Source organism: Actinomyces sp. HMSC065F11 (assembly GCF_001813085.1).
Classification (GTDB): Bacteria; Actinomycetota; Actinomycetes; order Actinomycetales; family Actinomycetaceae; genus Gleimia; species Gleimia europaea.
Genome location: NZ_KV811470.1, coordinates 648,893 through 669,800 on the forward strand (window position 1 = coordinate 648,893; position 20,908 = coordinate 669,800).

18 protein-coding genes and 1 tRNA gene are annotated in these 20,908 nt (G+C 54.6%); 17 read left to right on the top strand and 2 right to left on the bottom strand.

Going from position 1 to position 20,908, the window contains the following annotated elements:
- Positions 1 to 2: 2 nt before the first annotated feature.
- The 10 genes from HMPREF2891_RS05395 (at position 3) to HMPREF2891_RS05440 (ending at position 8,711) form a co-directional block, all read left to right on the top strand.
- Positions 3 to 176, top strand: coding sequence for a ubiquitin-like protein Pup (locus HMPREF2891_RS05395; RefSeq protein WP_070617400.1), 174 nt, complete (start codon positions 3 to 5; stop codon positions 174 to 176).
- 21 nt (positions 177 to 197) lie between these two features.
- Complete coding sequence (locus HMPREF2891_RS05400; protein WP_070664192.1) at positions 198 to 1,586, top strand: proteasome accessory factor PafA2 family protein; 1,389 nt, start codon at positions 198 to 200, stop codon at positions 1,584 to 1,586.
- Positions 1,583 to 2,587 carry an FKBP-type peptidyl-prolyl cis-trans isomerase gene (locus HMPREF2891_RS05405; RefSeq protein ID WP_070664194.1) on the top strand — a complete coding sequence of 335 codons (1,005 nt, stop codon included), beginning with the start codon at positions 1,583 to 1,585 and terminating at the stop codon, positions 2,585 to 2,587. The genes HMPREF2891_RS05400 and HMPREF2891_RS05405 overlap by 4 nt, the downstream gene beginning before the upstream one ends.
- Positions 2,584 to 3,363 carry an imidazole glycerol phosphate synthase subunit HisF gene (gene hisF, locus HMPREF2891_RS05410; protein ID WP_070617390.1) on the top strand — a complete coding sequence of 260 codons (780 nt, stop codon included), beginning with the start codon at positions 2,584 to 2,586 and terminating at the stop codon, positions 3,361 to 3,363. Before HMPREF2891_RS05405 ends, hisF begins: the two co-directional genes overlap by 4 nt.
- Before the next feature lie 6 nt (positions 3,364 to 3,369).
- Complete coding sequence (gene hisI / locus HMPREF2891_RS05415) at positions 3,370 to 3,738, top strand: phosphoribosyl-AMP cyclohydrolase (RefSeq protein ID WP_070617387.1); 369 nt, start codon at positions 3,370 to 3,372, stop codon at positions 3,736 to 3,738.
- 133 nt (positions 3,739 to 3,871) lie between these two features.
- Positions 3,872 to 4,738 carry an indole-3-glycerol phosphate synthase TrpC gene (gene trpC / locus HMPREF2891_RS05420; protein WP_070664288.1) on the top strand — a complete coding sequence of 289 codons (867 nt, stop codon included), beginning with the start codon at positions 3,872 to 3,874 and terminating at the stop codon, positions 4,736 to 4,738.
- 46 nt (positions 4,739 to 4,784) lie between these two features.
- Positions 4,785 to 5,642, top strand: coding sequence for a prolipoprotein diacylglyceryl transferase (lgt, locus tag HMPREF2891_RS05425; RefSeq protein WP_070617382.1), 858 nt, complete (start codon positions 4,785 to 4,787; stop codon positions 5,640 to 5,642).
- Positions 5,643 to 5,646: 4 nt separating this feature from the next.
- Positions 5,647 to 7,086 carry a pyruvate kinase gene (pyk, locus tag HMPREF2891_RS05430; protein WP_034507801.1) on the top strand — a complete coding sequence of 480 codons (1,440 nt, stop codon included), beginning with the start codon at positions 5,647 to 5,649 and terminating at the stop codon, positions 7,084 to 7,086.
- A 230-nt stretch (positions 7,087 to 7,316) separates the two neighbouring features.
- On the top strand, positions 7,317 to 7,520 hold the full coding sequence (locus tag HMPREF2891_RS05435) for a hypothetical protein (protein ID WP_034507798.1): 204 nt from the start codon (positions 7,317 to 7,319) through the stop codon (positions 7,518 to 7,520).
- A 183-nt stretch (positions 7,521 to 7,703) separates the two neighbouring features.
- A complete protein-coding gene (locus HMPREF2891_RS05440) occupies positions 7,704 to 8,711 on the top strand; it encodes a GNAT family N-acetyltransferase (RefSeq protein ID WP_148131713.1) in 1,008 nt (335 codons plus the stop codon).
- 30 nt (positions 8,712 to 8,741) lie between these two features.
- Here the strand turns inward: HMPREF2891_RS05440 and HMPREF2891_RS05445 are convergent.
- Positions 8,742 to 8,815: transfer RNA gene (locus HMPREF2891_RS05445), tRNA-Leu, on the bottom strand.
- A 73-nt stretch (positions 8,816 to 8,888) separates the two neighbouring features.
- On the opposite strand from HMPREF2891_RS05445, the gene HMPREF2891_RS05450 reads away from it, so the two are divergent.
- A complete protein-coding gene (locus tag HMPREF2891_RS05450; RefSeq protein WP_070617380.1) occupies positions 8,889 to 9,479 on the top strand; it encodes an ANTAR domain-containing response regulator in 591 nt (196 codons plus the stop codon).
- Between the two features lie 3 nt (positions 9,480 to 9,482).
- Here the strand turns inward: HMPREF2891_RS05450 and HMPREF2891_RS05455 are convergent, their stop codons facing one another.
- Positions 9,483 to 9,875 (bottom strand): PaaI family thioesterase, encoded by a 393-nt coding sequence (locus tag HMPREF2891_RS05455; RefSeq protein WP_083311262.1) that lies wholly within the window; start codon positions 9,873 to 9,875, stop codon positions 9,483 to 9,485.
- 145 nt (positions 9,876 to 10,020) lie between these two features.
- On the opposite strand from HMPREF2891_RS05455, the gene polA reads away from it, so the two are divergent.
- From polA to HMPREF2891_RS05490, 6 genes are all read left to right on the top strand, one after another.
- Positions 10,021 to 12,666, top strand: coding sequence for a DNA polymerase I (gene polA / locus HMPREF2891_RS05460; RefSeq protein WP_083309285.1), 2,646 nt, complete (start codon positions 10,021 to 10,023; stop codon positions 12,664 to 12,666).
- Between the two features lie 207 nt (positions 12,667 to 12,873).
- Entirely contained in the window at positions 12,874 to 14,319 is a 1,446-nt protein-coding gene (rpsA, locus tag HMPREF2891_RS05465) for a 30S ribosomal protein S1 (RefSeq protein ID WP_070617374.1), read from the top strand.
- 146 nt (positions 14,320 to 14,465) lie between these two features.
- On the top strand, positions 14,466 to 15,164 hold the full coding sequence (coaE, locus tag HMPREF2891_RS05470) for a dephospho-CoA kinase (RefSeq protein WP_083309284.1): 699 nt from the start codon (positions 14,466 to 14,468) through the stop codon (positions 15,162 to 15,164).
- 10 nt (positions 15,165 to 15,174) lie between these two features.
- Positions 15,175 to 17,259 (top strand): excinuclease ABC subunit UvrB, encoded by a 2,085-nt coding sequence (gene uvrB / locus HMPREF2891_RS05475; RefSeq protein WP_070664197.1) that lies wholly within the window; start codon positions 15,175 to 15,177, stop codon positions 17,257 to 17,259.
- 185 nt (positions 17,260 to 17,444) lie between these two features.
- Positions 17,445 to 18,434 carry a TerC/Alx family metal homeostasis membrane protein gene (locus tag HMPREF2891_RS05485; RefSeq protein WP_070664199.1) on the top strand — a complete coding sequence of 330 codons (990 nt, stop codon included), beginning with the start codon at positions 17,445 to 17,447 and terminating at the stop codon, positions 18,432 to 18,434.
- 58 nt (positions 18,435 to 18,492) lie between these two features.
- Positions 18,493 to 20,889, top strand: a complete 2,397-nt coding sequence (locus HMPREF2891_RS05490; protein ID WP_070664201.1) for an HAD-IC family P-type ATPase — start codon at positions 18,493 to 18,495, stop codon at positions 20,887 to 20,889.
- Positions 20,890 to 20,908: the final 19 nt, after the last annotated feature.

Here is a 20,908-nt window from a genome sequence, read left to right on the forward strand (position 1 = left end):
TCATGGCACAGAAGTTCGCGCCAGCGGGCGGCAATAATGAGGATGAGATTCAGGAGGCTGGTCAGGTGCAGGCTCAGGGCACTAGCATTGACGACCTTTTGGATGAGATCGATTCGGTTTTGGAAACGGATGCGCAGAAGTTCGTGCAGGGTTTTGTACAAAAAGGTGGCGAGTAGGCCGGGTCGGCTGGAGCTGTTTTGAATCGTAGAATTTTTGGGATAGAGACGGAATACGGTATTACTTGTGCTTCAACGGGAAGCGGTGATGCTCCGCTGTCTGCCGAGGAGGCCGCGCATCTCCTGTTTGAACCGCTGATTAAGGCGGGGCGGTCAACAAATGTGTTTTGGCGCAATGGAGGCAGACTGTATTTGGATGTGGGCGCGCATCCGGAGTTCGCCACGGCGGAGTGCGACCGGGTTGAAGACCTACTTTTGCAGGTGCGCGCGGGTGAATCCCTGTTCGCCGAGTTTGCCGATGTAGCAAACGGGGTTCTTGAGCAGCGGGGGAGGGGTGGACGCATTCATTTGTTTTCTACGAATGAGGACGCCGCGGGCAACTCGTTTGGCTGCCATGAGAATTATCTGCTTCGCCGTAATCGCAACTTTAGGGATGTGGCCGATGCATTGGTGTCGTTTTTCGTGACGAGGCAGATTGTGACGGGTGCCGGTCACGTGCATCGCGATGGAGTGCCGCGGCTAGGGTATTCACCGCGTGCGCGGTTTATGGATGACCCGGTTTCTGCAGCTACTACTAATTCTCGCCCGATTATTAATACGCGAGACGAGCCACTTGCTAACCCCGGCGAATACCGCAGAATGCACGTGATCGTGGGTGATACGAATGTTGCGGAGTGTTCAACCGCGGTAAAAGTAGTGATGACCCACCTCATTTTGTCCGCGGTTGAGGCGGGCGTGCGTATCGCCGATTTAGCACTCAAAGATCCGATGAAGGTGATCAGCCAGATTGACTTCCAGCTGGGCTCGAATATCGAGGTGGAGCTGGTTGACGGAACAAGGATGAGTGTGGCCCAGCTTCAGCGGGAACTGAAGCGCAGGGCCCTTGCGGTGGTTGATACGGCGGATGCCTCCCCGCTTACTTTGCGAATGCTGGACCTGTGGGATCGCGCGCTCGATGCGGTGGAGTCCGGCGATCACAGCAGCGTAGCAACGGAACTGGATTGGGCCATAAAGGAGCGCCTATTCACACGGTTTATTGAGCGTTCCAACTGTGGCCTGGATGATCCACGAGTGGCGCGCCTAGAGCTTGCTTACCACGACATCACGGCGAATTTTCGCAGGCGGTTGGAGGAATCGGGCCAGATGGTTCGTCTTACCGATCCCAGCGAAGTGCGAAAAGCGATGTCGGTTCCTCCCGAAACTACACGCGCACATATTCGCGGCCAGGTGATTGCGGCCGCCGAGGACGCTAAACGACAGCTTGGGGCGGACTGGCTTCACTTGCGCTTGGATGACCACCGCGCACCTCACGTGGTTTTATCCGATCCGTTCGCGGTTGCCGATAGGGACGCGGATAGGATTTTGGAGTTGATCGCCGAGCAGGACACCGGGTTAGCGAGTTTCGCATGAGTAAAGACCAAGCTGAAAAAGCAGCACCTTCGAAGCATCTACCGTCCCGTATGCAGCAGCGCAATAAGCTACATCGGCGCATCTTGCGTTATTGGCGTGAGGCACTGGGCGTTCTTGTTCTGCTAGTGATCGCGTTAACCATTTTCATCGTGCAGCATTACCGGACCGATGAAGACGCTCAGCCCGCACAGACGTGGCGCGACAAGATTCAGGTGTCAGGAACGGTTGGGCGCATCCCAACACTTTCTATATCCGGTTCAGTATCGGTCTCTTCGGAAAAGGTAGAGCTGTTGGAACAGGGATCGGGACGGGAAATCGCTGCTGATTCACCGCTTATCGTCGCGATCTGGTCATTCGATGGTGCAACGGGAAGAGCGGTGGATCAATCGAGCCACCCATCGGTCCAGGTTGGACTGGCTTCGCCAGATTCTTTCGACGAGGCACTCTTGGCTGGCGTTGTGGGCAAGCCGGAGGGCTCACGAGTACTTTTTGTCCGGCCCGTTTCACGCGGCGGTGAGCTGGGAACGGAAGTGAATGTGGTGGACGTGCTCCATTCGGCCGCGTCCGGTGAAGTGGTAGAGGAACAGGGCGGTCCTCTCAAGGTGACAATGACCGACACCGGTCCAAACATCTCACACGATCCGGGTGATCCGCCGGATGATTTGAAAGTCCAAATGCTGGTACGCGGCGACGGAATTCAGGTTAAAAATACGGACAGTGTTTTGGTTCAATTTGTGCGTGCTAACTGGACCGATTCCGTGGTGCAAGATTCAACCTGGTGGAAAGGCATCCCAAAAGCCATTAATTTAGCCGAAGCCATGCCCGGGGTGCGGGTTGCACTAACCGATCAGCGGGTGGGCTCGCGTCTTGCTCTGACCATTCCATCCGAGATGGCGTTGGGGGACGGTGCTGTAACTATGGTGATCGACATTATCGCGGCGCAGCGTGAAGGCGGTACACTGACGCCGTCAACTACCGAATCAGAGGAGGTCACCTCATGAACGACTTCATTAAAGTTATTCCTTGTCTGGATGTTAAGAACGGGCGCGTGGTGAAGGGCGTTAACTTCGTTCATCTGAAGGACGCTGGTGACCCCGCGCAGCTTGCGTCGGCGTATGTTGATGCGGGCGCCGATGAGCTTACGTTCCTTGATATCTCGGCTACAACTGAGGGCCGTGACACGATGGTCGATTTAGTTGCCAAAGTTGCGGGTCTTGTTTCAATCCCATTCGCTGTGGGTGGGGGTATTCGCAATGTGGAGGACGCTCAGCGTCTGTTTGAAGCGGGAGTGGATAAGGTTTCGGTCAATTCTGCAGCGATTGATCGTCCGGATGTATTGGATGAACTGGCGCAGCGTTTTGGCACCGAGAAGGTCATTTTGGCTTTGGATGCGCGCCGCTGCGCGGACGGTGTTTCTACCCCGTCTGGCTATGAGGTAACTACACATGGTGGTTCAAAGTCCACCGGAATCGATGCTGTGGGTTGGGCGAAGGACGCCGCGGCTCGAGGTGTTGGTGAAATCCTTCTGACCTCAATGGACGCAGACGGTGTGCAGACCGGGTTTGATCTGGATTTGCTGCGCGCGATTCGTGAGGCCGTGGACGTGCCGATCACCGCTTCAGGTGGTGCCGGCGAAGTGGAGCACTTCGTGGAGGCCGCACGCGCGGGTGCTAACGCGGTTCTGGCAGCGTCGGTGTTCCACTTCGGCAAGGTCTCGATTGCGCAGGTAAAGAGCGCCTTGGCCGATGCCGGTTTCAAAGTTTCAGGAAAGTTCTAGGGACAAGTGAAGGCACCATCGCAATCGCAGCTCGATCCTGCTATCAAAGCAAGATTGAAACGAGACGAGAACGGTTTATTTGCCGCGGTTATTCAGCAGTTTGATACCCGGGAAGTCCTCATGGTCGGGTGGATGAACGACGAGGCTTTGCACCGTACAATGACGGAGGGGCGGGTTACGTTCTGGTCTCGCTCTAGGGGCGAGTACTGGCGCAAGGGAGACACCTCTGGGCATTTCCAGTTTGTAAAGCGGGTTAGTCTCGATTGCGATGGCGATGCCCTCCTGGTGGAGGTCGATCAAGTGGGCGCCGCGTGCCATACGGGTAAGCGATCATGCTTCCTTGAGGGAGGCACCTTACCGGCCATCCAGGGTTAGAACTCACGTTTAAGCAAGAGCGGGCAGGGCTTCGGTCCTGTCCGCTTTTGTAGTCAAGTCGGTGTCTGCTAGGTGAACGGATTTGGTGATCGGCGCCACGGTTTGCGACACTCTTGGTGGGAAGGAGGAGACCATGAGCGTCCTGAACTCTGTGCTTGCGGATGTGCGGGCAGAGCTTGCCCATCGCGAGCAGCGCGTCAGTTTGGATGAGATGAAGCGCCGCGCCTTGAAAGCCCCGTCGCCACGTGATGCTCTTGGTGCCCTCAAAGGTCCTGGCGCGGTAACGATTATGGCGGAGATCAAGCGTCGCAATTTACGCGATGGTTATATTGCTCCGATCCCGGATGCTGGTGCATTGGCGCGCCAGTACGTTGATGGGGGAGCAACCATGGTTGCTTGCGTCACAGAGAACCGTCATTTCGATGGTTCGTTGGCAGATTTGCAGGCTGTAAGGCGCGCTATTGACCTGCCAATACTGCGCAAAGATTACATTATTTCGCCGTATCAGATTCACGAGTCTCGGGCCTACGGTGCCGACATGGTGCTCCTTTTCGCGGCTCTATTGGATCAGCCTCATTTGCGAGGATTCATAGAACGCATCGAGTCTTTGGGAATGTCTGCCCTGGTGGAAGTAGATTCGCGGGTTGAGGCGGTACGGGCCCTGGATGCGGGTGCGAAGGCGATTGGTGTGAATGCACGCAATCTACACAATCTGAAGATTGATCGTTCGAACTTTGACGAGATTGTTGATGTGATCCCCTCCGATGTGATCGCGGTTGCTCAGTCTGGCGTTCGTGATCCGCGGGATGTCTTCGTGTATGCGAGGGCAGGAGCGGATTCGGTCCTGGTTGGAAAGTCTTTAGTCTCAGCTAGTGACCCGCGCGCTTTGGTGGCCGAAATGGTTTCGGCAGCTCAACACCCGGCGCTACTTGCAGATCGCAAAAAGCGTATTCAGCAGGGAATTCACGAGCGTCAAGCCCAGCTTTACCAAGCGCACTGAGTTTCTCAACTACGTATCGCAGTAGGTTCTGGATAAACTTGTATCCATGAGTGTTATTTCCCTGCTCCCGGTTTCAATACCGTCACCGCCTCAGGGCGTTTGGTATTTGGGGCCGGTTCCTCTTCGTGCGTATGGAATTATTATCGCCTGTGCAATGGTGGTAGCGGTTTTACTAACCAAGAAGCGTTACGAGGAACGCGGTGGGAATCCAGAACTGGTTTACGACGTGGCCCTGTGGGCAATCCCGTTTGGGATTGTGGGTGCTCGGCTGTATCACGTGATTACTTCGCCGTACAAGTATTTTGGTCCGAATGGGCAGTGGCTGGAGATTTTCCGGATTTGGGAAGGCGGAATAGCCATCATGGGCGCCGTTATTGGCGGCGTGATTGGTTCTGCAATTGCTCTTCATCGCGCGGGTCAGCGTATGGGACCGTTTGCGGATGCGGTGGCGCCTACGTTACTTATTGCTCAGGCAATGGGGCGATTTGGTAACTGGTTTAACCAGGAGCTATTCGGCAAAGCTACGACGCTGCCGTGGGGTTTGGAGATTGACGATCGGCATCTGCCCGCTGGGTATGCGTCTGGCACGTTGTTCCACCCGACTTTCTTGTACGAGGTTATCTGGAACCTCTCGATGGCCTTCGTCATTATTGCCCTTGATAAAAGGTTTAAGTTTAAGGGCGGTCAGCTGATCTTCCTGTATATGAGCCTGTACGCGATTGGCAGATTCTGGATTGAGAATCTTCGGATTGATCCCGCGAAGATTTTCTTAGGTATGCGTTTGAATGCCTGGTCGGCACTCGTAATCATTATTATTGGGATTGTTGGATTCTTAATAGCGGGTAAACGGGGAGCATCGACTCGCGTGGAAGCTCCCGAACGCACTGAGGAGAACGTAGAGTAGTTATATGCGTAGAGCTAAGATTGTTTGCACTATTGGCCCGGCAACAGAGAGTCCTGATCAGATTCAAGCCTTGGTAGATGCCGGCATGGATGTGGCTCGTATTAACAGGAGCCATGGCGATGTAGAGGGCCACGAAGCAGTTATTAAGCATGTGAGGAAGGCTGCGCGCGCTTCAGGCCGTGCGATCGCCGTGCTGGTTGACTTGCAGGGCCCGAAGATCCGTTTGGGACGTTTTGAGGATGGCCCGCACTACTTGAACGTGGGTGATACTTTCACCATCACCACCCGCGACGTGCCGGGAACAAAGGAATTGGTGTCAACCACGTTTGCAGGGCTTCCAGGTGACTGCCGCCCCGGTGATCGTCTGTTGATTGACGACGGCAACGTGGCGGTTCGTGTCATTGAGGTAACTGATACTGACGTGAAGACTCGCGTTGAGGTTCCCGGTAATGTTTCGAACAACAAGGGCATTAACCTTCCGGGTGTGGCTGTTTCGGTGCCCGCACTGACGGAAAAGGATGAGGAAGATCTTCGCTGGGCGCTTAACATTGGTGCCGATTTCATTGCCCTGTCTTTTGTGCGTGATGCAAAGGACATTAACGATGTTCACGCGGTCATGGAAGAGGTTGGTATTTACCGCCCGGTAATTGCCAAGATTGAGAAGCCGCAAGCCGTTGAGCATCTGCTAGAGATCGTGGAAGCGTTTGACGGCATCATGGTCGCCCGTGGCGACTTGGGCGTTGAGGTGCCGCTCGAGACGGTCCCGCTGGTACAAAAGCGTGCGATTGAGCTTGCTCGCCGCCGCGCGAAGCCGGCTATTGTTGCAACCCAGGTGATGGATTCGATGATTAAGAATCCGAGGCCAACGCGTGCTGAGGCATCTGACTGTGCTAACGCGATTTTGGACGGGGCTGACGCGGTAATGCTTTCTGGTGAGACGTCGATTGGCGCCTACCCGATTGAGGCCGTTCGCACAATGGACCGCATTATTGAAAACGTTGAGGAGAACGGCGGTGAGCGTATTGCTCCGATCGGCGCGTTTAACGTTGCGAACTCTTCGGTCTTGACCCAGGCAGCTGCGCAGATTGGTGAGCGTTTGGATGTTAAGTTCCTCGTGAACTTCACCCAGTCGGGTTCAACAGCGCGGCAGATGTCGCGTTTGCGTTCACCTATCCCGATGCTCGCGTTCACCCCGCTTGAAACCACGCGTAACCAGTTGGCCCTGTCCTGGGGTATTCAAACTTATCGTGTACCGGAAGTGAAGCATACGGATGACATGGTGTGGCAGGTCGACCAGGTCCTGCGGCTTTCGCAGTTGGCGGACGTGGGCGACGTGCTGGTGATCGTGGCTGGTATGCCGCCGGGCACGCCGGGTTCTACTAACTCGCTTCGTATCCATACGATTGGCGATGACGTCGATTATTCGATTGGTGGCGGAATCTAGTCCAGTTCGCATTCGAATATTAATGCCGGGGTTGCTACTTGCAGCCCCGGCATTAATATGATTTACTATATTATTCGCCGTAAATGGTTAAGGCGTTGTAGCGCACTTGCTACAGGCCGGTTTCTCCGGTTTCCCAGACGCCTAGCGGATGAAGCATTTCAGTTTTGTGGGGCTGGATTACCTGCGCTGCCGTTGCGCATATCCGGCCGGATAGTAGGAAGGAGATAGCTATGCAGATGTTTAGCATTTACGACATGCACACAAGCCGTCAGGCCCGCAACCTTAGCGAGATGAACATTGCAGAGGCTGTGCGCCCATGGTTTAAGGATGTCGATTCGATGCAGGTAAGGCGCGCTATTGACGCGTTGGCCGTACCGGCAACGCGTAAGCAGGCAGCTGATTACCTTGGCATCAGTCTTGTCCAGGTTGCATGAGGGAAGACAGCGCCTATTAGAACATCTGGTTCTGTAGGTGTTTTCACGGGAGCTTGATAGATTATGAAGAGCTATCAAGCTCCCATCATTTTTAGGCAATGCGAGTACTTAGGTGCGCTTCGCGCGGTCTAAAATGGGCGCTTTATCTTAAGTGGTTAGAACGAACCTAGATAGAGGCTCGAAGTGACTAGCAGTCTACAACCGATTAGCGATGAAGAATATGAAAGCATCGCATTTTCTTCCAACTGCGCTGTGGGTATTGAGAATACACCAGTATGGGACGAGTATGACGCTCTGGTTGGAGGTCGCGAGTTACTGAACGGTTCCAGGTACGTTTGGGTGAATGGGCAGGCCCGTGCACTAGTTACTTTCAAATGGTTCTCCATCTACCGGATGCGGTATTTGTGGGCAAGGTCGGCGCCCTCATGGATTGGGGAGCCTCCCAATGCGGAGGAAGAAGCCCTATTTATTGAGGACGTGCGCCGGTTGGCAAAAGATGCACATGCAACGTTTGTGCGCATGCATGTATGGCATGACCACTCCCAAATGAGACCCCCTATTGAAGATGTTGCGTATGACACCACCGTTTTTGTTGATGTAGGGGGAGATTACTTCCCGGCGTTGAAGAAGCGCGGCCGTCGAGATATTAACAAGGCACGCCGAGAATGCCCAGGGGTGGTGTTTGATCGATCAGATATCACGTTGGAGCAGATGCGCCCGCTGGTGAAAATGCTACGAAACACCCTTGGTGATCTAGCGCTTCCAGATGAGCGCTACTTTGAGTTTGTAGAAGCATTGAGTAAGCATGATGCGGCACAGCTCCTCACTTGTGAGACTGAGGATGGTAACGCACTGGGCTGGTTGGTTTGGACCAAGTGGGGCCGGCTGGCTACGTATTACTTTTCTGCCTCCACGCCGGAGGGCAAACGCATGTACGCGCCAGACTTGTTGTTGGGCGAGCTTTTTGAACAAGCAAATGCGGCGGGTTGCGACATGGTTGATCTGATGGGAGTTGGATCGTCAACCACACCAGGGTTGGATCACCTGACGACGTTTAAGACCAAGTTTGCCCCTGCCTCGCGGGTAGCGGTGGCGAGGGAGCTGGTGATTAACCGTGCACGTTATTTCACAAGGTCAGAACTGGCTAAGGTGCATCACGCGGTACGTGGCCAGGAAAGCGCTAATGATTGATTACGCGCTTGGCGATGAGGCTACAAAAAGTACCCCGGGTGGGATTCGAACCCACAACATGCCGATTTTGAGTCGACCGCCTCTGCCAGTTGGGCCACCGGGGCATTGTTACCGTTTGAACGGAACCAAGGTCTAGAATAGCCATAGTTTTAAGTTGGACCAAAATTTAGGAATGTTATGAGTGACACTGAACGTAAAACGCGCAGGGTTGTTGTCGCTGAAGACGAAGCTCTAATCCGCTTGGATATTGTTGAAACCCTTAAAGGTGCTGGATACGACGTAGTTGCTGAGGTAGATAATGGCGAGGACGCAGTTGCGAAGGCGCTTGAACTAGAACCTGATCTTTGCGTGTTTGATGTGAAGATGCCGAAGATGGACGGCATTACCGCAGCGGAACGCATTTTGAAGGAGCTCTCTTGCGCCGTGGTCATGCTAACCGCATTTTCGCAGGCTGAGCTTGTTGAGCGTGCACGCGATGCAGGAGCGATGGCATACGTTGTTAAGCCGTTCTCGCCTACGGACCTGCTTCCTGCTGTGGAGATCGCCGTTTCGAGGCAGGCTGAGATGCTCGCCATGGAAGATGAGATTGCCGATCTGACCGAGCGTTTCGAAACGCGTAAGGTTGTTGACCGCGCTAAGGGCTTGCTCATGGAGCGCATGGGGATGACGGAGCCGGAGGCATTCCGCTGGATTCAAAAGACGTCTATGGATAGGCGCCTTTCTATGCGCGAAGTCGCTGACGCGGTTGTAGATCAGGTGGGAGAGTAGCCCTCACGGTTTCTTAATGATCTGGTTTGAGATCAGGGCGGTGGATATTAATCTGCCGCCCTCATCTGTTATATCTACCCGGTGTACGCAGCGGGTGCGCCCTAAATGCATCGCGGTTGCCGCGGCGGTAACGTAGCCGGCTTTAGCGGGTCGAATATGTTGGATGGATAGTTCCACGCCAACCGCAACGAAGTCATCGCCAATAGTGCGGGCATGTTCACGCGAAGCTAAGGAGCCCGCAGTTTCTGCTAAGGCAGCACTCGCGCCCCCGTGCAGTACACCCGCTGTCTGCCTGTTGCCATCTACCGGCATGCGCATCACGCAGTTTGTAGGCGAAAGCTTGATAACTTCCATCTCGGTGCGCGCCATGAGGGTCTGCTTATCGAAGTGAGGCACCGTCGTTCCTTTCTTAAATAACTAGTTCTCACCTTACGTTCCTCCTGGCTTGCACGTGTACCGAGGGGTGTAATAGGCGTTCGGTTATGTCTTGCCAACAGCGTAGGTGCTGTGAATTGCGTCCCTCTGCTCTAGGCTTGAAGGCGTGAGTGAAAAACGACTTCTAGTACTAGATGGCCATTCGATGGCGTTTCGCGCGTTCTACGCGCTTCCCGTGGAATCTTTCATTACGAGCACGGGGCAGCACACTAACGCGGTCTACGGTTTCGTTTCGATGCTTGTGAAGATGCTTGCCGACTACGAACCAACGCACGTGTTGGCAGCTTTTGATGCCGCTGAGAAGTCTTTCCGCTCCGATGAATATCCCGAATATAAGGCGGGGCGTGCGAAGACGCCGGATGAGTTTAAGAGCCAGGTTCCGCTCATTCAAGAGGTGCTTAAGAAGCTAGACATCCCCGTGGTTGTGAAAGAGGGCGTAGAAGCCGATGACGTCCTCGCAACGGTTTCTTCAATGGCAGAAGAAGCGGGCATGGAGACGTATTTGGCATCTGGAGACCGCGATACCTTCCAGTTGGTCACCGATTCTACGTTCGTGATTTATCCGGGACGTTCAATGTCTGACTTGAGATTGATGGATCCGCAGGCGGTGACGGATCGGTACGGCGTAGTGCCGGCGCAGTATCCGGAGATTGCCGCGCTGGTGGGGGAGTCGGCTGACAACCTGTCGGGCGTTCCCGGTGTGGGTGATAAGACGGCAGCACAGTGGTTGAAGAAGTTCGGCGGCCTTGATCAGCTGATCAAGAATGCGGACAAGGTCGGCGGTAAGCGCGGCGAAGCGCTACGCGAGCACTTAGAAGATGTGCGTCGTAATCGCCGCCTAAATGCACTGCTTCGTGACGTCGATTTGGCAGTGGAGCTTTCGGATTTAGAACGTAAGCCGTTTGACCGCAATGGGGTTGAGGAGCTCTTCGATTCCCTTGAGTTCGCAACGCTTCGCTCCCGAGTTTTTGCTGTAGATGTAGCTGATCAGGACAAGGCTCCCACACCATCGGCAAGTGAGGCCGTGCAGGTTGAAACATCAACGTATCCGCAGGTTGGAATCGAAGCGTGGGCACAACCGGTAGAGGAGGGTGACCTCTTGGCGGTGCTGCCGGCGCTGGCTGGTAGCGATATCGAAGTGTTTGTGCTGTACACCCCTGGAAGGGCGTTGGTTGTAGATCCAGTTGATCTTGATGAGGCCGCTGCGAATGAACTCCAAGCTTTGTTTAGCAAGGCACGCGTGATTACTCACGAGGCAAAAAAGTGGCGTCACCTGTTTGGCCAGCGAGGTATTGACTTTGGAAATATTTGGTTTGAGGCTGAGCTAGCCGCCTATCTTTTGCGCCCCGACCAGCGAGGCTATGAGCTGCCGGCTCTAGCGCGACGATATTTGGACCGCACTGTTGCGGCCGAAGAGTCTGACGGGCAGTTGTCTTTGCTCACCGATCATTCGCAGAAAGTGATCCTTGCGCAAGCTCTGTACGATTTGGAACCGCCAATGAGGGCAGAGCTGAACAAGCAGGACGCGTGGGAGCTATTCCAGCAAATGGAGCTACCGGTGCAAAACGTGTTGTGGAAGATGGAACACGTGGGCATTGGTGTGGACATGGACACTTTGCGGGCGATGTCAGATGAGCTTGACAGCATGGTGGGCCGCGCCGCCGATGCCGCTTACGAGGTGATTGGACACGAGGTGAACCTGTCCAGTCCAAAGCAACTGCAAACGGTACTGTTTGACGAATTGGATATGCCCAAGACCAAGAAGACTAAAACGGGATACACCACAAACGCGGATGCTCTTGAAAAGCTGTTCTTGCAAACGGAGCATCCCTTCCTTGCACACCTGCTGGAGCACCGCGACAAGATTAAGCTGCGCCAAACGGTTGACGGCCTGATCGGTTCGGTGAGGTCCGATGGGCGCATTCACACCACATTCGAGCAGACGAAGGCCGCCACGGGCCGTCTGTCCTCAACCCAGCCGAACTTGCAAAACATTCCGGCCCGTACGGAAGAGGGACTGCGGATTCGCGAGGCATTTGTTCCGGCGGATGGTTTCGACGCCCTTCTCACTGCAGATTATTCACAGATCGAGATGCGCATCATGGCGCACATGTCTGAAGACGCGGCATTGATCGAGGCTTTCAACTCGGGTGAGGATCTGCACAAGACCATGGCCGCCATGGTGTTCCACGTGCCCGTTGATGAGGTCGATTCGAATCTGCGTAGCCGAATCAAGGCAACTTCCTACGGCTTAGCTTATGGCCTATCCTCCTATGGCCTGTCCCAGCAACTCGGCATCAGCGTTGCCGAGGCCGGAGAGCTACGCGATAAGTACTTCGAACGTTTTGGGGGAGTACAGGATTTCCTCGCAGGGTTGGTGGAGAACGCTCGCAAGGTGGGGTATACCACCACTCTGTTTGGGAGGCGTCGCTACCTACCGGACCTCACTTCGACTAACCGCCAGCGAAGAGAGATGGCCGAGCGCGCTGCGCTCAACGCGCCAATTCAAGGATCTGCAGCTGACATCATCAAGGTTGCGATGATTCATCTTGATAGTGCCCTAGCCGAATCGGGTTTGAGTTCACGCGTGCTACTACAGGTGCATGACGAACTTGTGCTTGAGATTAAGAACAGTGAGAAGGACGAGATTCAAAAGCTCGTGAAGCATGCGATGTCTAACGCGGTTGCCTTGGATGTGCCCCTGGACGTGTCTATGGGTATTGGCGATAACTGGCGCAGTGCCGGCCATTAGTCCCAAAAATGTGGCGCGAATGAGCGTTTGGCCCAAAATGCGACCAAACTCTCACGCCCAGAGTCTCGAATTTATTACGTGTGGGCCAGAGCTTCACTGATAGCATTGCCTTTGGTGCTCTTTGTGGTTACAGTTTGAAACTGTGCGCATAGGCGCCAAATTGTCCATATTCACTACTATTTATCCGTATTCGGGGATTTAAACTTTATGACCAACTCAACCCCGCAGCCCGAGCAGGTTGCAGTCAACGATATTGGATCCGAACAGGATCTACTCGCCGCTATCGACGAGACAATCAAGTACTTCAAGGAAGGCGACATTGTCGAAGGCTCTGTCGTCAAGGTTGACCGCGATGAAGTCCTGCTAGATATCGGTTACAAGACCGAGGGCGTTATTCTTTCGCGCGAATTGTCGATCAAGCACGACGTCGATCCTGACGACGTTGTAGAGGTTGGCGACAAGATTGAGGCTCTTGTTCTTCAGATGGAAGACAAGGAAGGCCGTTTGCTTCTGTCGAAGAAGCGTGCCCAGTACGAGCGTGCCTGGGGCACGATCGAGAAGGTCAAGGAAGAAGATGGCGTCGTAAACGGTACCGTCATCGAGGTCGTCAAGGGCGGCCTCATCCTCGACATCGGTTTGCGTGGCTTCCTACCGGCCTCCCTCGTGGAGATGCGTCGCGTTCGCGACCTGCAGCCGTACATTGGTCGCGAGCTTGAAGCTAAGATCATTGAGCTGGACAAGAACCGAAACAACGTTGTTCTTTCCCGCCGCGCTTGGCTAGAGCAGACCCAGTCTGAGGTTCGCACCAACTTCCTCAACACCCTCCAGAAGGGCCAGGTTCGTTCCGGCGTTGTTTCCTCGATCGTTAACTTCGGTGCGTTCGTTGATCTTGGCGGTGTAGACGGTCTCGTCCACGTTTCTGAGCTGTCTTGGAAGCACATTGATCACCCGTCCGAGGTTGTTGAAGTTGGCGACGAGGTCACCGTTGAGGTTCTCGACGTCGATATGAACCGCGAGCGTGTTTCGCTTTCGCTCAAGGCCACCCAGGAAGATCCGTGGCAGGCATTTGCCCGCATCCACGCTATCGGTCAGGTTGTGCCGGGCAAGGTCACCAAGCTCGTTCCGTTCGGCGCGTTTGTCCGCGTTGAGGATGGCATTGAGGGCCTCGTTCACATTTCTGAGCTTGCGCAGCGTCACATCGACGCTCCTGAGCAGGTCGCAAAGGTGGGCGATGAGGTCTTCGTTAAGATCATCGACATCGATCTTGAGCGCCGCCGCATCTCGCTGTCGCTGAAGCAGGCTAACGAAGGCGTGGACCCGAACTCTTCGGACTTCGATCCGTCGCTGTACGGTATGGCCGCTGAGTACGATGAGAACGGCAACTACAAGTACCCTGAGGGCTTCGATCCGGAGACCCAGGAGTGGATGGAAGGCTACGACGAGCAGCGCGTTGCTTGGGAGTCTCAGTACGCTGAGGCTCACGCTCGTTGGGAGTCCCACAAGGCTCAGGTTGCTCGTGCGATGGAAGAGGACGCCGAGGCTGCTCCGAAGATTGAGGAGCAGGCATCCTACTCGACCCCGGTTGAGTCGGAAGGCACCCTTGCTTCTGATGAGGCACTCGCAGCGCTTCGCGAGAAGCTAACGAACAACTAATAGTCTCGTTGCCGTTAGGCGCTTGAACTAGACGTTCAGGAGGTGGCCGAGTGGGAAACCACTCGGCCACCTCTTTGTTGCGAGTTATAGTCAAACTGTTCAATCCTGTTTTGGCATGTAAAGCTGCTTGGAACTGGGAGGTCTGTATGGCTTGGGAAGAGATCCAGCGCGGGGGAGCGCACGCTCTTATCAAAGTGCCAGTATTGAAGTCTGTCTCAGTTCCCAGCGCTCACCCACGTGTTGCCCGTCCGCTTTGGATCGGACTTACGGGTGGTATTGGGGCAGGTAAGTCTGCAGTCACGAACGTTTGGCGCGAAATGGGCGCAACGATTGCTGATGGCGACGTGATCGCTCGCGAGATCGCCGGGCCGGATACGGATGCTCTGGCGCACATCATTCAGCGTTTCGGATCCGAGGTTGCTCCGGGCGGCGTGTTAAACAGGGCAAGCCTAGCTAGCATTGTTTTTAACGATGAGAAGGCCCTTGCAGATCTGAATGAGATAACCCACCCACGCATCCGCACGCGCGCATTAGAGATCTTAGAGGCGGCGCCAAATGACGGCCTTGCGGTGTATGACGCGGCTGTTTTGATAGAGGCGAATATGACGCACATGGTTGATGCGGTTGCAGTCGTTGTGGCTGATGAGCAGCACCGTGTAGCTCGTTTGACGGGTATGCGAGGAATGGACGAGCAGGACGCCAGGCGGCGGATTGTGAACCAGATGAGCGATGCCCAGCGGTGCAAACATGCCAGCATCATCATAGAAAACGAGGGGTCATTGGCAGATCTCGATTTCGTGGCCCGCGAGCTCTACCAAATGCTTACTGCAGGCCGTGAAGCTTAGACTAGAAGACATGGAAAACCAGACTGTTGTTCGCCAAGAAGCGCCTTTCGAGGTTGTCTCTGAGTTCTCCCCGTCGGGTGACCAGCCGACGGCTATCAAGGAGCTGGCCGAACGGATCAACGCTGGTGAAAAAGACATCGTCTTGCTCGGCGCCACGGGTACCGGTAAGTCTGCTACAGCCGCGTGGCTGATTGAGCAGATTCAGCGCCCCACGCTGGTGATGGCACCAAATAAGACGCTCGCCGCGCAGCTCGCCGCAGAACTACGCAGTTTGCTACCCAACAATGCGGTTGAGTACTTCGTGTCCTACTACGACTACTACCAGCCGGAAGCGTACGTGCCCCAAACCGACACGTACATCGAAAAAGACTCATCGATTAATGATGAGGTCGAGCGGCTACGCCACTCAGCAACGAACTCTTTGCTTACTAGGCGCGACACGGTTGTCGTAGCATCGGTTTCATGCATATATGGCTTGGGTACGCCTGAAGAATATGTTGCGCGCATGGTAGAACTGCGCGTTGGCATGGAGGTCTCGCGAGATGACCTTTTGCGCGCATTTGTGAACATGCAGTATTCGCGCAATGACATGGCGTTTACGCGCGGCACTTTTCGCGTGCGGGGTGACACTATTGAGATCATTCCCGTTTATGAAGAGCTTGCGATTCGCATTGAGATGTTTGGGGACGAGATTGACGCCCTAGCGTACCTGCACCCGCTTACCGGTGATCTGATTCGCGAAACGGATCACGTGTACCTGTTCCCAGCCTCGCACTACGTTGCTGGTGAGGAACGCATGAAGCGCGCCCTTAAAACCATTGAAGAGGAACTTGATGAGCGCGTTCGGTGGTTTGAAGGACAGAACAAGCTTCTTGAGGCTCAAAGGTTGCGTATGCGCACAACGTACGACCTGGAAATGATGCGCGAGATTGGCACGTGCGCGGGCATTGAGAACTACTCGCGTCATATTGATGGGCGCGGGCCGGGCACGCCGCCGCATACGCTGCTGGATTATTTCCCGGATGATTTTGTGCTGATTATCGACGAGTCGCATGTGACTGTGCCGCAGATTGGTGCCATGTACGAGGGGGATATGTCCCGTAAGCGCACACTGGTTGACCACGGCTTCCGTCTGCCCTCGGCAATGGATAACCGACCGCTTAAGTGGGATGAGTTTCTCGAGCGGATCGGCCAAACGGTGTACATGTCTGCAACCCCTGGACCCTATGAGCTATCCCAAGCTTCGGGTGTGGTGGAGCAGATCATTCGCCCCACCGGCCTCGTGGATCCGAAAATCGTTATTAAACCAACGGAGGGGCAGATTGATGACCTGCTTGGTGAGGTCAATGCGCGCGTGGAGCGGGGCGAGCGCGTGCTTGTTACGACTTTGACCAAGCGTATGGCTGAAGACCTGACGGATTACATGTCGGTTCGCGGTGTACGCGTGGAATACCTACATTCGGATGTGGATACGCTTCGCCGTGTAGAGCTTTTGCGCGAACTACGCCAAGGCAAGTTTGACGTGCTGGTCGGTATTAACCTTTTGCGTGAGGGCTTGGATCTTCCCGAGGTTTCACTGGTTGCGATTTTGGATGCAGACAAGGAAGGCTTCTTGCGTTCTACCACCTCGCTTATTCAGACGATTGGGCGTGCTGCCCGAAACGTTGCCGGTGAGGTCCACATGTACGCCGACAACATTACAGATTCTATGAAGCGCGCAATTGATGAGACGGAACGACGTCGCGAGAAGCAGATTGCTTACAACCAGGAACACGGCATTGATCCGCAGCCACTGCGCAAAAAGATCCAGGATGTCACCGATATGCTTGCGCGTGAGGACATTGATACCGAAGAACTATTGGAGGGCGGCTACCGTAAGGCGGTTGCGGATTCACGTCGAGCAGGTGAGGTGAATCTGTCGGCGAGAGCTCGTTTGGCAGCTGCCGCAGAGGACGATCTGGCCGGTCTGATTGATGAGCTGACTAAGCAGATGCACCTGGCTGCTGAGGATCTCCAGTTTGAGGTTGCTGCCCGGCTGCGCGATGAGCTGAAGGAACTTAAGCAGGAGCTTCGCCATATGCGCGATGCAAACTAGCCGGTGAGAAGAACCACTGCAGGCATCTCGGCGCAGTGAGCGATTTTGGATAGAATGGCCTTGTCGAGGGGGAGTACTCCCAGAATCACAGCATCGTCAGCACGGTGAAAACCCGGTGTTGTGGCCACTAAGGTGGTGGAGAAGACCTTCGGATAAGCCCTGTTTGGACTACCGAAAGTTTTCAATTGCACGTTCATGCTCTTGGCTGGATCATGCTGGCCATTATTATCCTTGCCTTGATTATCATCGATATTGTCGGGCACGTCCGCACCCCGCATGAGCCCACACTTAAAGAAGCGGCGGTCTGGTCGATTGCCTACGTCCTTCTTGGCGTAGTTTTTGGGTTTGTAGTCTGGTTCTTCTGGGATTTGCAGTATGCCGGCGAGTATTGGGCCGGTTACATCACTGAAAAGTCGCTGTCTTTGGACAATCTGTTCGTGTTTGTGCTGATCATTTCGGCATTCCGAGTGCCGCGCAAGTACCAACAGAAGGTTCTCCTTTACGGCATTGTGATGGCCCTGGTCTTGCGGCTGGTCTTCATTTTGATCGGTGCTGCGATTATCGAAAAGTTCGCGTGGGTCTTCTACATTTTCGGTATTTGGTTGTTGTACACGGCCTACTCGCAGGTGCGCGAAGGAATCCAGGGGGACGAGGAAGAGGACGAGTACAAGGAGCCTGGATTCGTGCGTTTGGTGCGCAAGGTGTTCCCAGTTACCGATGGGTTCCTTTCGGATAAGATGCTTCACCGCCACGCGGGACGCACTTATCTGACGCCGATGCTTCTGGTCATCATTGCTCTTGGGTCTACGGACATCATGTTTGCGTTCGACTCGATTCCCGCTATCTTTGGTCTTACTAAAGAGCCGTACTTAGTTTTCGCTGCGAACGCGTTCTCGCTACTCGGATTGCGCCAGCTGTACTTCTTGATCGATGGCCTGCTTGAGCGTCTGGTTTACTTGCACTTTGGTCTCGCTGCGATTTTGGGATTCATTGGCGTGAAGCTGGTTTTGCACGCTCTGCACGAGAACAATCTGCCGTTCATCAACTCGGGTATGCCGTTTAACGTTCCCGAAATCGGTATTCCTGCCTCGCTCGGATTTATTGGCGGCACCCTGCTCATAACGGTGGTGGCATCAATGTTGAAGACCCGTGCGGATAATCGTGCGGACTCTTAACTCGCACCCTAAAACTAATGTCGAGGCAATAATCAGGGTTCGCCATTAGGATTTAACCGTGAGTGAAACAGCCGCGACCAAAGACCGCTACCTGGGCCATGTGGGAGTCAGCACGCAAGATGTTGCCCGGGCTAAGCAACTAGGCAAAACCAACTGGGTTGAGAGCACTACTTCCCGGCCAATCAAGGTCATCATTAAGTCCAACCTTTTCACGCTGTTCAACGCGATTTTAACTACGGCCGTAGTGGTTGTATTGCTGGTTGGCAACTGGCGTGACGCGGTGTTTGGCATTGTGATGGTATCCAACGCGGTGATTGGTATTTACTCAGAGATCCGCGCAAAGTACGTGCTGGATAGTTTGGCAATATTGGAGTCCCCAAGGTCTTGGGTGATCCGCGAGGGTAGACAGGTCCAGGTTCCATCGGCAGAGCTGATTTTGGGTGACCTGGTGCTCCTGCGCTCCGGTGATCAGGTTCCAACTGACGGTACCGTTCTGGAAAGCTACGGCTTGCGTGTGGATGAGTCAATGCTGACGGGGGAGTCGGTGCCCGTACGTAAGCGTGATGGCGATTCAGTACTTTCAGGTACAGCTGTGGTTGCGGGCGAGGGTTTGTTTGAGACCTTGAAGGTAGGTGAGGATTCCTACGCGAATCGGCTCACTAAAGAGGCTAAGCAGTTCAAGAAGGTTAAGTCTGAGATCGGGCAGAGCATCAACACGATTTTGAAGTGGATTTCGTGGGTGATCCTTCCGGTTGTGCTACTGCTGGTGGCCTCGCAGTTGCGTTCCGACGAGGGTACTACCTGGCAACACGCGGTGGTGCTCGCCGTTGCGGGTGTGGTGGGCATGATCCCGCAAGGATTGGTACTGCTCACGTCTCTTAACTTTGCGCTTGCCGGGGCGGGTTTGGCAAAGCGTAACGTCCTGATTCAAGAACTTGGTGCGGTTGAGGTTTTAGCCCGCGTGGATCGGCTTTGCCTCGATAAGACTGGGACGATCACTACGGGAGAAATCGCGCCGCAGCAGGTGATTTGTCTGGATGAGTCGATAGAAGAGGACGCCCAAAGCGCTCTTGCGGCAATGGTTGCGGGCGGGGAGAACCAGACCGCGAAAGCCACTATGGCCGGCCTCAGCGGTGTTGAACCGGCGAAGCTAGTGCAGGATGTCCCGTTTGATTCGTCACGCAAATGGTCGGCGGCAGTCACCGACTCGGGTTCCTGGTATTTTGGTGCGCCCGATATTGTGGCAAGCCACGCGGTGAATGCGGCTCAGACTTTAGAGCAGGTTTCGACCTTCGCAAAGCAGGGTGCCCGCGTTGTTTGCCTAGCCCATTCCCCTTTGGATCATATTGATGAGGATAATCCCAGCCTGCCTAAGCAGTTGCAGGCTGTTTTGATCGTAGTTCTGGCAGAGCAGATTAGAGGGGATGCTGCGGAAACGATCTCTTATTTCTTACGCCAAGGTGTTCAGATCAAGGTGATTTCGGGTGACAACCCCAGCACGGTAGCTGCGATCGCTAACCGCGTGGGTGTAAGACGCGGCGAGCCGGTTAAGGTCTTGGACGCGCGCGATTTGCCGCAGGCCGAGGAGGACTTTGTCGAGGCAGTCAATGAGTTTGACGTGTTTGGACGCGTGACTCCAGAAACTAAACGCAAGATGGTAAAAGCATTGCAATCACGTGGACATACGGTTGCCATGACGGGTGACGGGGTGAACGATGTCCTCGCGTTAAAGGATGCGGACCTCGGCATTGCGATGGGTTCAGGAACGCCCGCAACGAGAGCAGTAGCAAAGCTTGTCCTCGTGGACGGTAAATTCTCGAAGTTGCCTCGCGTTGTCGCTGAAGGTCGCCGCATAATTGCGAACATGGAGCGTGTCTCTGCCCTGTTCCTCACCAAAACGGCGATGTCGGCCTTGCTTGCGGTACTGGTTGCGATTTTTGCGTGGCGGTACCCGTTCTTACCTCGTCACTTAACGATCATTTCGAGTTTAACAATAGGCATTCCCGCGTTCTTCCTGTCATTAACGCCGAATTACCGCAGGTATCGGCCCGGCTTCCTAGAGCGCACGCTTCATATCGCGATACCCTCGGGCATAGTTTTGGCAGTTACAGCGCTGGTAGCGCAGAGGTTCTACGCAGCGCAGTCACTAGAGGTTGGGTCTACTGTGGCCACGCTGTCCGTGCTCATGGCAGCGCTCTACTTGCTGTCTGTAATGTCCCGTCCCATCGTTGCGTACAGAGCGGTTATCCTGTTCGCAATGCTTAGCGCTGGTGTGGCAACAGTACTTATTGAACCGGTGCGTACGTTCTTTGCCCTCACATGGCCCACGCCAACCCAGTGGTTGGGTGTCCTGGTGTTAGCGGCGGTGTGCTCATTCTTGATTGAGTTGGTATTTCGGAACTACTCACGCAAATTCGGCGATCTTACGCGCATTGTCGGTGACATAGACGAGTAGTAAGCGAGCCGTGTTCGCA